Source organism: uncultured Eudoraea sp. (assembly GCF_947490415.1).
Classification (GTDB): Bacteria; Bacteroidota; Bacteroidia; order Flavobacteriales; family Flavobacteriaceae; genus Eudoraea.
In genome coordinates, this window is record NZ_CANLGX010000001.1 from 384,026 (window position 1) to 396,397 (window position 12,372).

Consider the following 12,372-nt stretch of genomic DNA (forward strand, 5'->3'; position numbering starts at 1 on the left):
TTGTAAAAATATAGATCTGTGTATGGCTTCTCAATAAAACTGTTATCATTGTCCTTATTATGAATTATACTCAAAAATCTTATTCGATTAATGAAGCCAAAAAAAAGGCAGAAAGGTATTGTGCTTATCAGGAACGTTGCCATTTGGAGGTTATAACAAAATTACGATCAATGCGAATGATTCCCGAGGCGATAGATCTTATAACCACTCATTTAATTCAAAATGATTTTTTAAATGAAGAACGATTTTCCAGGAGTTACGCCAGAGGAAAATTTAATGTAAAAAATTGGGGCAAAGGAAAAATCGTTGCAGAATTGAAACGACGAAACATATCAAAATTCAACATAAAACTGGCTTTGGAAGAGATAGATGAAGAAGATTATGTACAAAAATTAGACTTGATAGCCCGGAAGAGGTTAATACAAATTAAAGAACAGAATCTGCAAAAAAGGAGAAAAAAGCTGGCTGACTATTTATTATATAGGGGTTGGGAAATAAATTTGGTTTATTCAAAAATTTCTGAACTTATATCCTAGAATATCACAGTTTCAATTTTTAATCGTTCCCGGAACAAAACACTTGTATTTAGGGCTGTATTTCGTAACTTTGCCGCTTAAATATAAATGATATGAAGCCAAAAGTTACGACAGAGTTTCATCACGGTCAGGCAAGAATATTCAAAAACCCGTTTTTGGAAAGTCTTACCAAAACAAATCCAATTCAAAATATCATTGTTTATGGACTTACTATCATAGCAATGATTTCCTTTACTTATATAAAAATAGGTTTATCTCCTATAGAAATTATAGGCCTTTTTATTACTGGTGTTTTCTTTTGGACATTTGCAGAATATATGTTGCATCGCTTTATTTTCCATTGGGTTACGGAAGCAAAATGGTCTCAGCGTTTTCATTTTGTTATGCATGGTTCCCACCACCATTATCCCAGAGATGAAGAACGCTTGTTAATGCCTCCCGTTCCGGGCTTAATTATGGCAAGTGTTTTATTTCTTCTATTCTATTCTATTTTCTGGGTGCTTGGAATATCTCAGTTATCCTTTGGTTTTTTTCCTGGATTTTTCACAGGTTATTTAATGTATTCATTTGTTCACAGGGCCACACACATCATGCGACCTCCAAAGAGATTCAAGAATTTATGGCAGCATCATAGTCTGCACCATTACAGATATCCTGATAAGGCCTTCGGTGTATCAAATACTTTTTGGGATAAAGTCTTTGGAACTATGCCTCCTGCTAAGGTAAAAGGGAAAAAAGAAGAATTGGCATAACCTAGATTTCTATTTTATTGCCTTCATTCTTTCGAAAGGTTTTGTTCTATCAAATAAGTATCGATAAGTGGTATGTATTTTACATATCTCACCCCCTACCTGCTTTACTACAATAATCATTTTTCTGTTAAAATCACCAATTCCATTAATTTCAATAACTTCATATTGGTTGGATAGACTTTTAGCCATGTTATGAAATGCATGTATTATTCCGCCGTCCAGTCCTTTACCCTGATGTGCCGGTACAACCCCAAATACAAATCCCAACATCTTTTTGTTTCTTTTACGCCATTTATGCCAAACGAATTTTAATTTCCCGATAAGATCTAACTTTCCGTTGACATATTTGAACCATTGATTTACTTCTGGAATATTTATGTAGAAGGCTACCGGTTCTCCTTTATAATAAGCGAACCAAATTATTTTTTCGTCAATAATTGGCTTCAATTTGTTCATCAGTAAATGCCCCTGTTCCCTGGATATAGCTGAAACTCCCTCATGATTTACCCATGCCTTGTTGTACATATCAATTATACTATCCGTTTGTTCTTCAAACTTTTCCATGTTGAAATGTTCAAACGAATAATCAGGATTACTGTTTACAATAGTGGCCTTTCGCTCTAATCTTGGATTCACATCTTCCTTTATTACTTTTAAGAAGGTATAGTGCTCAAAATAGGTCCGGAAACCATAATTTTCAAAGAGTGTCTTATAATAAGGAAAATTGTAATTGCATTGATAATTGGGTTCTAGTTCATACCCTTTGGTTAAAAGACCCCACCATTTGTCTCTTGCTCCGAAATTTATAGGTCCATCCATAAATTCAACGCCCTGGTCCAATAACCATTTTTTGCTTATATCGAACAATATATTAGCAGCATTTTGATCATTAATACATTCAAAAAAACCTACCCCGCCAAAGGATTCAGTTTCACCCTTTGCAGAGGTCTTTCTTAAAATAAAAGCCGCAATACGACCGATAATTTTATCATCATTAAATAAAAGCCATCGGACACAATTACCACGTTCAAAGTTTTTGTTGACCACAGGATCAAAAATATCTGCAATATCCTTATCTAGAGGTCTTATATATTGTTTTTGATTTTTGTAAAGATCAACTGGGAACGAAACGAATCTTTTACAATCGCGGTGGGACTTTACTTCGACAAGATGCATTAAATACAATTAAAAGAAATGTAAACATAATCATAAATCGAAAGAAAAGATAAAGTGGTCATCAATTTTTATTTTAACTGCTTTCTAAATATGAAATTAAAGTAATATCCTATTCGTCCTTTTTATTGCCTGGTCATTTTTCCAGTCTATCCATTGTTGCCCTCTAATTCTTCGCATCAGATTGTCAAAATGTCTCATAAAAAAGACATTGTATACCGCTTTGCTAAGATTTTTGGAGCTATGGGCAATCCCGCGTAAGCTCATTGAAAACCCGGGCGTTATATATTTCATATAATGCCAAAAACCTTCCGGTATATAGAGGACTTCTCCATGATTTAATTGGGTCCTAAATCCGCTGGCGTATTGCAAGGCGGGCCATTCGTCTAAATTTGGGTTGGAAAAATTTATGCTTTCGTGCGTAATTAGTGAATGAGGTACTTTATAGAGAAATTTATTTTCAGTTTGGGGAAAAAGGATACATTCCTTTTTACCTTCGAAATGAAAATGGAAAATATTGGCAAGATCAATATCATAATGCATAAAAGTATACGAATCCTTTCCTCCAAAAAACAACATTGGAAGACCTTTCATTAATCGCAAACCAAAATCAGGATAAGAGAAATCTTTTTGGAGCTGCGGAGCTTCCTTGATTAAATTCCATAAAAATATTCTGTATTTCGTTGGTTGCTGTCGAATAAGATCTATGTAATCTGCCATCTTCATTCTGGCATGAGGCTCATTAAATCCGTCCCTATAATCAACAGGCCTGTCGTCATACAGAGGAACTGTTATATCACCTGCAACCTGTTTCATATAATCAAAATCCCATTTAGAATAGGCCGGCCAATCTGTTATGAATTTTTCAATTACAACAGGTTTTTGAGGCTTATAATAGTTTTTTATAAAGTCCTCCCGGCTAATAGTTCTTACTCTTGGTATATCCTTTAAATGCAAAATCTAAGAGGTATATTAAATTTGAAAGTCGAAAAACCTAATAAAGGTTTCATGGTAATGATCTTGCTATGACAGGCTTCCTGGATTGGATTTCGCCTTTGCAAGTTCATTGCGCTCTATCTTATGTTCCGGTCTTGACCATTTTGGCTTTTCTCCAATTGGTTGCAACTTAGATTCATTTGCTTCAACCGTCTTTGGCTGTGGTGCCTTAACAAATGGTTTTTGCGGAATAAGGCCTAATTGATCAAACATACGCAAATCTTCATTTACATCAGGATTCGGTGTTGTCAACAACTTATCACCGGCAAAAATCGAGTTGGCTCCTGCAAAAAAGCACATTGCCTGTCCTTCCCTGGTCATTTCTGTTCTGCCGGCGGATAATCTTACCTGGGTTTTAGGCATAACAATTCGGGTTGTAGCCACCATCCTTATCATATCCCAGATAGAAATAGGGTCAATATCCTCCATGGGTGTGCCTTCCACAGCTACAAGTGCATTAATAGGTACAGATTCCGGTTGAGGATTTAACGTAGATAAGGCTACTAACATTCCTGCTCTGTCTTCTAATCTTTCGCCCATCCCAATAATACCTCCACTGCAAACAGTTACGTTGCTTTTCCTGACATTTTCAATAGTTTTTAATCTATCGTCGAAAGCCCTTGTTGATATTACATCCTTATAATAATTTTCAGATGTGTCCAGGTTGTGATTATAAGCATAAAGACCGGCTTCTGCCAATCGCCTTGCTTGATTTTCCGTTAGCATTCCTAACGTACAACAAACCTCCATATCCAGTTTATTGATGGTTCTTACCATTTCTAAAACCTGTTCAAATTCATGGCCATCCTTTACATTACGCCATGCAGCTCCCATGCAAACTCTTGAACTTCCGGATTCTTTAGCCCTCAATGCCTGCGCCTTTACCTGCTGAACAGTCATCAAGTCATTGTTTTCAATATCTGTATGGTAACGTGCTGCCTGGGGGCAATAACCACAATCTTCAGGACAACCTCCGGTCTTAATGGAAAGTAAAGTAGATACCTGCACCGTATTCGGATCGTGAAACCTGCGATGTTCTGTGGCTGCTTCGTATAATAATTCCATCAAGGGTTTATTATATATTTCAAGAATCTCCTGTGTTGTCCAGTTATGTCGTTCTGCACCCATATGTAAGAATTTTATATAAACATCAAAAATAATCTTTAATCCGTAAAAAAATCGATAAATCAAATCTTAATTGTGGTGATCTTAACAGCTCAGTTTTTGGGGTTTTTTAATAAAATACTAACCGCATTTCCACCAAAGCCTACCGCATTTATAAGTACTCTGTTTATTTTATGAGGTGGATTAAACTTCATAAAAGGAACCCCTGAAAATCTTTGATACTGCAACATTAAAATAGCCATTTCTACGCTTAGGATTCCGGATGCACCAAAAGTATGTCCTACTTTCCATTTGTTTGTGGTAAGAGAGGGTATGGAATTTCCGAAAACCTTCTGAATGGCAGCAAATTCTGCTGTATCCCCTTTTATAGTTCCCGGGGCATGCATGATAATAATATCAACTTCTTTACGATCTATACTACCTAAAGCCATAAGCATTGAATCTTGCAGACACTGAGCGTCTGCGGAAAGAGAAATATTATGTTCTAATGATTCTGTGGCAAATCCGAGACCTTCTATTATAGCAAGTGCGTTTTTCCCAATTCCAAATTCCAGACATGCGGCACCTGCCCCTTCACCCAGGACCATCGAATTTTTTCCTTTATCAAGGTCAAGAGCTCTGCAGGGGTATTCGCTATTATCTTCCTGAGCATATATTTTTAATGCCCGCATCTGAGCAATAGTAAAAGAGGTCAATGGTGCTTCACTGCCTCCTACAAGAAATTTTTCCGCCATGCCACTTCTAAGCCATGCCACACCATTTAAAATAGCATGCAGTGCTGTAGAACAAGTAATAGAGTGTGAAATGTTGGGGCCTTTTGACTTAAGGTCATGGGCTATCCAAGAAGAAATATTTCCCAATGTGGTGGTCGGAGATGTTAAAACAGCGGTAGAACCCTTACGCAAAAACTCATTGTGATACTTTTCAAAAAGCCCTGTAGCACCCCGAGAGGAACCAATATTAACTCCAAAATTTTCATTTTCTCCCCAGCCTGCATATGCAGCTGCTCGCCTGGCTGAAAAAATACCATAAAGGACACTATCATCCAGATTCTGATATTTGGAATTACTATTTCTAAGCATCTCTATTTCTAATCTGCCAGATTCTGACAAGGAACCTACCCATGCAGGCCTATCCCCAAAAGTCACTTTTTTAAAAAGATGGTTTACATTTTGATAACTGGCCCAAATATCCTCTTCATTATTACCCAAAGGGGAAATAGAAGCAATTGATGTAATAGTTATAGGTTGAGCCACGGCATACTTATTTAGAGTAAAAATAAAAGTTCTTACCTTGAATGTATAAAAACAATATGAAAAACAATGAACAATGAATTGGTGCCTGAACAGGGCTGGTGGAAACGAAATTGGTCATGGGCTGTACCAGTAGGTGGGTGTTTAACTGTTCTGATAATTATTGGGGTTTCTATTGGTTCTATTTTTTTTGGCGTTACTTCTATGCTGGAAGATTCGGTCCCTTTGGAATACGCTCTTGAAAAAATTAACGCGGACCCTAACATCGTTGAACAAATGGGTTCTCCTATAGAAAAAAACGGAATAATTCAAGGGGAATTTAATTGGACCGGTAATGAAAAAAGTGTTAATATGAAAGTCCCTGTTAAGGGGCCTAAGGATAACGGGACTTTATTTATTAAAGCTACCGCTATAGGCGATAATTGGACCTATCATGAAATTAGGGTCGTTATACAGGATAATGAAGAGCTGAACCTCCTTAACGAAGAATGGGAGTAAGGTTTTTTGTAAATCCTAAACTTCCGAATCCAATGCAAGTTCAATGATATCATATACCCGTTTTAACTGAGATGCAGTAATGGTATATGGTGCCAAAATATAGATTGTATTCCCTAATGGCCGTAAGAACACACCATGCGTCATAAAAAAATTAAACAACCGGTCACGTAATCTACCATAACGCTCCATTTTAATATTCAAGTCCAGTGCAAAGATAATTCCGCACTGACGAATTTCAGCCACCTTCGGATGTCCCTTAATTTTCAAACCAAACTCCTGATGAGATTTAATGACTCGCCGGATGTCTTTTTGAATTTGTTCAGATTGAAGTAATTCAATGCCAGCCAATGCCGCCACACAAGCTAATGGATTTGCAGTATAGGTATGGCCATGGAATAGACCTTTAGCAATATCAGTACTATAAAATGCATCATAGACCTGCTGAGTGCATGAAGTTACACCCATAGGCATTAAACCGGCAGTAAGTGCTTTAGAAAGGCATATAATATCTGGCTTAACAGGTAAATGATCTGAGGCAAAATTCTTTCCCGTCTTACCAAATCCGGTCATGACCTCATCTGCAATTAGCAGGACCTGATGTTTATTAAGCAATTCAAGAATCATATTCAAGCCTTCTGCATCATGCATCTTCATCGCCGCTGCTCCCTGTACCAGAGGTTCATAGATAAATCCCGCAATATCGTTTTGACTAAGTCTTTCCGTCAGCTGAAGTAAAATATCTCCCACATTCTCTTTCGTTGGGGTCAGTATACGTTCAACTTTAATAAAATAATCTTCAAACGGGCCATTATAAACAGAAAGTCCGGAGACAGACATAGCCCCAAACGTATCTCCATGAAAGCCCTCCTCAAAAGCCAGAAGTACTTTTCGTTTATTACCTCGATTATAATGATATTGTAAGGCCATTTTAATTCCAACTTCTGTAGCTGTAGAGCCATTGTCTGAAAAGAATATTTTTTGCTGATTAGAAGGTAATATATTTATTAACTCTTCTGATAGCCTAATTGCTGGTTCATGGGTAAAACCACTAAATACTACCTGATCGAGTACCGCCATTTGGTGTTGTACCTTTTCAAGGATATATTCATTGCAATGTCCGTACATTGAAGTATACCAGGATGCAATACCATCTATGTATTCACCACCGTTTTCGTCGTACAGGATAGCGCCTTTCGCCTTTACTATACCCAGCATATCAGAATTAAGTTTATGCTGCGTAAGCGGGTGCCATATATACTTTTTATCTCTTTCCGTTAAGTTTTTCAATATTTCAGATTATAATTGTCAGTTTTACTGACTGACCTTTGATTAGACTTAATCATAATAATACTCAAAGTGTTTTCAGCATTGGATAGAATTTAGCAGCATATTGTTTAATGAGGTGTTTATCAAAGTTAGTTTCCTCTTCAATCCTGCCTAATACCTTTACCCCTGTCTTTCTAATTATGATGCCTTCGGTGCTTGGATGTTCATTACCACTGAATATAACAGCCACGTTAAACCCTTTTTGCTTTAAGCTTTCAATGGTTAACAATGAATGGTTAATACTTCCTAAATAATGTCTCGAAACTACTATTACCTGATAATGTTCTTTGATGATATCTAAAATGGTATCCTCTTCGTTTAAAGGGACCATTAAACCTCCTGCCCCTTCAATTACCAGATGATTTGTTGTTTGTGGCTCTATAATTTGGGCTATATCAATTATAAGATTATCTATTTCTGCAGCCGCATGAGGACTCATTGGCGTTTTTAGCGCATAACTATTCTGGTGGACCACAGTCTTCTTATTGGAAATCAATTCTTTGATCTTATGACTGTCCGAATGCTCAAGATCGCCTGCTTGTATAGGTTTCCAGTAATCTGCTTCCAAAGCCTCTGTGATAATCGCCGAGGCAATGGTCTTTCCTACATCAGTTGAAATACCGGTAACAAATATTCGCTTCATAGTACTTTACGGTTGGGTAATCATATTACACTTCAGACATTTGTATTTCTTCTTTTCAAAAAATGGAAACAGCTTATTAATTATGCCCTTTCTACTATAGTATACTTCAGATCTTTGTGCTTTACAATTTGGGCAGGTAATTAGATTTCCTTTGCTGTCCAGAGCATAACTTCTTATTTCATTATATATATTCAAAGCCTTGTCTTTATCTTTTGAGTAAACCTGCAACTTTACCCCACCAATAGCCTGACTTATCAAAGGATCTGTATTTATAGTGTTTTCGTCCTTTAAAAATACCCGAATGCCTTCAGACTCCAGTTTCCCTTTAATAATCTGCACATCGGCAACATATTCAAATGCACCAAGCGTATAAAATTCCTGATTCATATCTTTTTAATTGCAAGTACTAATTGTTGTAATATAATGCAAATATCCTCTTTTGAATTAAAGCTATGCAAACAAAAACGTAAACGTTCCTCTCCTTCAGGCACGGTAGGAGATAGAATAGGCCTAACGTCGAATGAATTTTTTTGAATTTCTTGCGCTATTTGCTTTACTTCATTATTTCCTTTAACAATACATGAATGAATGGCTGAGTTACTGGGAATAAATAAAGAAGAAATACCCAGAAGCTCCTTCTGTGTATTAAACAACGCAATATTTTCATGAAGCAATTCTCTCTCTTTAAATCCTGCTGGACTTTTCATAAACTGATATGCCGCGATAACAGTTGCTACGGAATGAGGTGGCAACCCGGTGGTATAGATAAAGCTTCTTGCAAAGTTCATTAAATATTTATTCAGGTCTGCACTTCCTAAAATTGCCGCACCATGACATCCCAGGGCCTTACCAAAAGTGATAATCCTGGCAAAAACACCTTCCTGCAATTCCAATTCCTGAACCCTGCCGCTGCCATTTGAACCAAATAAGCCAATAGCATGCGCTTCATCAACAATCAGGCGACATTTGTATTTTTGGCATAATTGGGACAATGCTTTCAGGTCTGGTGAATCTCCATCCATTGAAAAAACAGATTCTGTAACTATATAAATTTCTTTATTACCATTATTAGTGTCTTTTTCTTGTCCTCGCAAGATTTGCGATAATAAGTCATGAAGATCGTTATGTTTAAACTTATAGTTCCGGGAATTACTCATTTTAATCCCATCTCTAATACTGGCATGAATAAACTCGTCGTATAATATTATATCATCTCTTTGCGGCACTGACGAAAACAGGCCAATATTTGCATCATATCCCGAATTAAAAATCAAGGCCGAATCTGCCCTATGTTGTTCCCTAAGTAGTTTTTCCGCCTCACTAAATAAAATACTGTTTCCCGTAAGCAACCTTGAACCGGTAGCACCATTATAATTTATTCCCTGTTCAGAAAGAATACTAATTGCCTTTTCAAAAACAATATGATTTTGTGCAATTCCTAAATAGTCATTAGATGAAAAATCAATTCCCAAATTACCTTCTGGCAAGGTTCTAAGTGCATTGATTTTCTCCCGTTCGGTTAATTTTTTATGTAATTTTTCCGGAAAATGACCCATTTCACAAATGTAGTATATCCTATTTTTAAATAGTATATTGAATCATAGAAACTCCAAACAATGACAATTCAAATTGGCCGTGTACAAAGCAGATTGGAATTGGAACAAATTCTTTCCCTGCAGAAAAAAAACATTCCTAAGGCATTATCTATTAAAGAAATAGAACAGGAAGGTTTTCTAACTGTAACTCATTCCCTGGACTTATTGGATCGTATGAATAGTAGATGCCCACATATTATTGCCAAGGAAAATGATGAAGTTATTGGATATGCCTTGTGTATGCATCCTAAATTTAATAATGAAATTGATATACTAAAACCCATGTTTGAAGAAATTAATTCTGTCTTGGCCCCTGGTGAAAAATTCATGGTAATGGGACAGGTTTGTATTCAGAAAGAATATCGGAAAAAGGGAGTTTTTCAGAAGCTTTACAAGAAAATGCAAGATGTTCTCAAGACAAATTACAATTGCATTATTACTGAGGTAGATGCATTAAATAAACGTTCACTTAACGCCCACTTCGCGGTTGGTTTCATCGAACTTAAGACTTATAATTACAATGGAAGGAAATGGTGTTTATTAGCCCTGAAATAAAAAAAACCATACAAGTTGTATGGCTTTTTTAGATATTTTTCAGAATACTTTAATCGGCAAGAACTATTAATTTGTTATCATTTAATTCTATTGTGCCACTATTAATATGGAGAATAGTTTTTCCATTAGAATCTTTAGTAAACTTATCTTCATACTCCTCCTCAATCTGAATCTCTCCTTGAATCTTCACCTCACCTTCCTGAAGTATTGAAACTATGGGTGCATGGTTGGTAAGCATCTGAAATTCCCCGTTTATTCCGGGTACGGTTACAGAAATAACTTCTCCAGCAAATAATATAGCTTCAGGGGATACAATTTCTAGGTACATAATTTAAATATTCTTATTAAGCTTCAGCCAACATTTTTTCACCGGCTTCAATCGCTTCTTCAATAGTTCCTTTAAGGTTAAATGCAGCTTCAGGTAAATGATCTAATTCCCCATCCATAATCATATTAAATCCTTTTATGGTCTCCTTAATATCAACCAAAACACCAGGTATCCCGGTAAATTGTTCAGCTACGTGGAAGGGTTGCGACAAAAATCGCTGTACTCGTCTTGCCCTGCCAACTGCCAATTTATCTTCTTCTGAGAGTTCTTCCATTCCGAGAATAGCGATAATATCCTGTAATTCCTTATAGTGCTGCAGAAGTTCTTTAACCCTTTGAGTACAGGCATAATGATCTTTTCCCAATATCTCTTCGGTAAGAATTCTTGAAGTAGAATCCAGAGGATCAACCGCCGGATAAATACCAAGTTCCGCAATTTTCCTCGACAAAACAGTAGTAGCATCTAAATGGGCAAAAGTAGTTGCCGGCGCCGGGTCTGTTAAGTCATCCGCTGGCACGTAAACAGCTTGTACTGAGGTAATGGAACCTCTTTTTGTTGATGTAATTCGTTCCTGCATTGTTCCCATTTCTGTGGCAAGAGTAGGCTGGTAACCTACCGCAGAAGGCATCCTCCCTAAAAGGGCAGATACTTCTGAACCTGCCTGGGTAAAACGGAAAATATTATCAACAAAAAATAGCACATCTTTACCTTGTCCTTCTCCTGCTCCATCCCTAAAATATTCAGCAATTGTAAGACCTGAAAGTGCTACCCTTGCACGAGCTCCCGGAGGTTCATTCATCTGTCCAAAAACAAATGTCGCTTTGGATTCTTTCATAACATTCTTATCAACCTTAGATAAGTCCCATCCTCCTTCTTCCATAGAATGCAAAAAGTCATCCCCGTATTTTATGATTCCGGATTCGAGCATTTCACGTAACAAATCATTTCCTTCTCTCGTACGCTCACCAACACCTGCGAATACTGAAAGACCACCATGACCTTTAGCTATATTATTAATCAACTCCTGAATCAATACTGTTTTACCTACACCGGCACCACCAAATAATCCAATTTTACCTCCTTTAGCATAAGGTTCAATAAGATCTATGACCTTTATTCCAGTAAAGAGAACTTCGGTAGACGTAGATAAATCCTCAAATTTTGGAGCTTCTCTATGAATTGGAAGTCCGTTTTTACCAGACTTAGGTAAATTTCCAAGACCATCAATGGCATCTCCAATTACATTAAACAGGCGTCCGTAAATATCTTCCCCAACTGGCATTTGAATGGCATTACCTGTAGATACTACTTCCGTACCCCTGCTCAAACCATCTGTAGAGTCCATAGAAATTGACCTAATTATATTTTCCCCAGTATGTGATTGCACTTCCAATACCAAAAGAGATCCATCCTTCCTGGTAATTTCCAGGGAATCATAAATTCTTGGCAGTTCTGTGCCAGATGGAAATTCTACGTCAATAACCGGTCCAATTATCTGGGATACTCTACCTGTAACTTTAGCCATTATGCAAGTATTTATATTTAAAAATTAGCGCTCTTTAAAAACAACCTAAGATCTTATATAAATTGAT

The 12,372-nt window shown here is 36.8% G+C and carries 14 protein-coding genes; 4 read left to right on the top strand and 10 right to left on the bottom strand.

Going from position 1 to position 12,372, the window contains the following annotated elements:
• Window positions 1–59: 59 nt before the first annotated feature.
• Both Q0874_RS01675 and Q0874_RS01680 read left to right on the top strand, forming a co-directional pair.
• Window positions 60–536, top strand: coding sequence for a regulatory protein RecX (locus tag Q0874_RS01675; protein ID WP_299158561.1), 477 nt, complete (start codon window positions 60–62; stop codon window positions 534–536).
• A gap of 92 nt (window positions 537–628) precedes the next feature.
• Window positions 629–1,288, top strand: coding sequence for a sterol desaturase family protein (locus Q0874_RS01680; RefSeq protein WP_299158562.1), 660 nt, complete (start codon window positions 629–631; stop codon window positions 1,286–1,288).
• Window positions 1,289–1,297: 9 nt separating this feature from the next.
• On the opposite strand, the gene Q0874_RS01685 is transcribed toward Q0874_RS01680, so the two are convergent.
• From Q0874_RS01685 to Q0874_RS01700, 4 genes are all read right to left on the bottom strand, one after another.
• Window positions 1,298–2,464 carry a hypothetical protein gene (locus Q0874_RS01685; protein WP_299158564.1) on the bottom strand — a complete coding sequence of 389 codons (1,167 nt, stop codon included), beginning with the start codon at window positions 2,462–2,464 and terminating at the stop codon, window positions 1,298–1,300.
• A 96-nt stretch (window positions 2,465–2,560) separates the two neighbouring features.
• A complete protein-coding gene (locus tag Q0874_RS01690; protein ID WP_299158566.1) occupies window positions 2,561–3,418 on the bottom strand; it encodes a cupin-like domain-containing protein in 858 nt (285 codons plus the stop codon).
• Between the two features lie 66 nt (window positions 3,419–3,484).
• Window positions 3,485–4,585 (bottom strand): biotin synthase BioB, encoded by a 1,101-nt coding sequence (bioB, locus tag Q0874_RS01695; protein ID WP_299158568.1) that lies wholly within the window; start codon window positions 4,583–4,585, stop codon window positions 3,485–3,487.
• A gap of 89 nt (window positions 4,586–4,674) precedes the next feature.
• Window positions 4,675–5,838: a beta-ketoacyl synthase N-terminal-like domain-containing protein gene (locus Q0874_RS01700; RefSeq protein ID WP_299158570.1), complete on the bottom strand. Its 1,164-nt coding sequence runs from the start codon at window positions 5,836–5,838 to the stop codon at window positions 4,675–4,677.
• Between the two features lie 66 nt (window positions 5,839–5,904).
• On the opposite strand from Q0874_RS01700, the gene Q0874_RS01705 reads away from it, so the two are divergent.
• Entirely contained in the window at window positions 5,905–6,333 is a 429-nt protein-coding gene (locus tag Q0874_RS01705; RefSeq protein WP_299158573.1) for a cytochrome c oxidase assembly factor Coa1 family protein, read from the top strand.
• Window positions 6,334–6,348: 15 nt separating this feature from the next.
• Here the strand turns inward: Q0874_RS01705 and bioA are convergent, their stop codons facing one another.
• The 4 genes from bioA to Q0874_RS01725 form a co-directional block, all read right to left on the bottom strand.
• Window positions 6,349–7,620, bottom strand: a complete 1,272-nt coding sequence (bioA, locus tag Q0874_RS01710; protein ID WP_299158575.1) for an adenosylmethionine--8-amino-7-oxononanoate transaminase — start codon at window positions 7,618–7,620, stop codon at window positions 6,349–6,351.
• Window positions 7,621–7,684: 64 nt separating this feature from the next.
• Window positions 7,685–8,302 carry a dethiobiotin synthase gene (gene bioD / locus Q0874_RS01715; protein WP_299158578.1) on the bottom strand — a complete coding sequence of 206 codons (618 nt, stop codon included), beginning with the start codon at window positions 8,300–8,302 and terminating at the stop codon, window positions 7,685–7,687.
• A 6-nt stretch (window positions 8,303–8,308) separates the two neighbouring features.
• Entirely contained in the window at window positions 8,309–8,689 is a 381-nt protein-coding gene (locus Q0874_RS01720; protein WP_299158580.1) for a DUF2007 domain-containing protein, read from the bottom strand.
• The gene (locus tag Q0874_RS01725) at window positions 8,686–9,858 is read right to left on the bottom strand and encodes a pyridoxal phosphate-dependent aminotransferase family protein (RefSeq protein ID WP_299158582.1); all 1,173 of its coding nucleotides are present in this window, start codon (window positions 9,856–9,858) and stop codon (window positions 8,686–8,688) included. Before Q0874_RS01725 ends, Q0874_RS01720 begins: the two co-directional genes overlap by 4 nt.
• A gap of 60 nt (window positions 9,859–9,918) precedes the next feature.
• Between Q0874_RS01725 and Q0874_RS01730 the strand changes: the two genes are divergently transcribed.
• Window positions 9,919–10,452, top strand: a complete 534-nt coding sequence (locus Q0874_RS01730; protein WP_299158585.1) for a GNAT family N-acetyltransferase — start codon at window positions 9,919–9,921, stop codon at window positions 10,450–10,452.
• A gap of 49 nt (window positions 10,453–10,501) precedes the next feature.
• Here Q0874_RS01730 and Q0874_RS01735 read toward each other — a convergent pair whose 3' ends face one another.
• Together Q0874_RS01735 and atpD are read right to left on the bottom strand one after the other, a co-directional pair.
• On the bottom strand, window positions 10,502–10,780 hold the full coding sequence (locus Q0874_RS01735) for a hypothetical protein (RefSeq protein WP_299158588.1): 279 nt from the start codon (window positions 10,778–10,780) through the stop codon (window positions 10,502–10,504).
• Window positions 10,781–10,796: 16 nt separating this feature from the next.
• Complete coding sequence (gene atpD / locus Q0874_RS01740; RefSeq protein ID WP_299158591.1) at window positions 10,797–12,305, bottom strand: F0F1 ATP synthase subunit beta; 1,509 nt, start codon at window positions 12,303–12,305, stop codon at window positions 10,797–10,799.
• Window positions 12,306–12,372 lie beyond the last annotated feature (67 nt).

What these genes read in the sequence shown, in the direction of transcription:
- Q0874_RS01705 (WP_299158573.1), top strand. Translation starts at nt 5,905, where the DNA reads ATGAACAATGAATTGGTGCCTGAACAGGGCTGGTGGAAACGAAATTGG.
- bioD (WP_299158578.1), bottom strand. Translation starts at nt 8,302, where the DNA reads ATGAAGCGAATATTTGTTACCGGTATTTCAACTGATGTAGGAAAGACC.
- Q0874_RS01735 (WP_299158588.1), bottom strand. Translation starts at nt 10,780, where the DNA reads ATGTACCTAGAAATTGTATCCCCTGAAGCTATATTATTTGCTGGAGAA.
- Q0874_RS01725 (WP_299158582.1), bottom strand. Translation starts at nt 9,858, where the DNA reads ATGGGTCATTTTCCGGAAAAATTACATAAAAAATTAACCGAACGGGAG.
- Q0874_RS01680 (WP_299158562.1), top strand. Translation starts at nt 629, where the DNA reads ATGAAGCCAAAAGTTACGACAGAGTTTCATCACGGTCAGGCAAGAATA.
- bioB (WP_299158568.1), bottom strand. Translation starts at nt 4,585, where the DNA reads ATGGGTGCAGAACGACATAACTGGACAACACAGGAGATTCTTGAAATA.
- Q0874_RS01685 (WP_299158564.1), bottom strand. Translation starts at nt 2,464, where the DNA reads ATGCATCTTGTCGAAGTAAAGTCCCACCGCGATTGTAAAAGATTCGTT.
- Q0874_RS01720 (WP_299158580.1), bottom strand. Translation starts at nt 8,689, where the DNA reads ATGAATCAGGAATTTTATACGCTTGGTGCATTTGAATATGTTGCCGAT.
- atpD (WP_299158591.1), bottom strand. Translation starts at nt 12,305, where the DNA reads ATGGCTAAAGTTACAGGTAGAGTATCCCAGATAATTGGACCGGTTATT.
- Q0874_RS01730 (WP_299158585.1), top strand. Translation starts at nt 9,919, where the DNA reads ATGACAATTCAAATTGGCCGTGTACAAAGCAGATTGGAATTGGAACAA.
- Q0874_RS01675 (WP_299158561.1), top strand. Translation starts at nt 60, where the DNA reads ATGAATTATACTCAAAAATCTTATTCGATTAATGAAGCCAAAAAAAAG.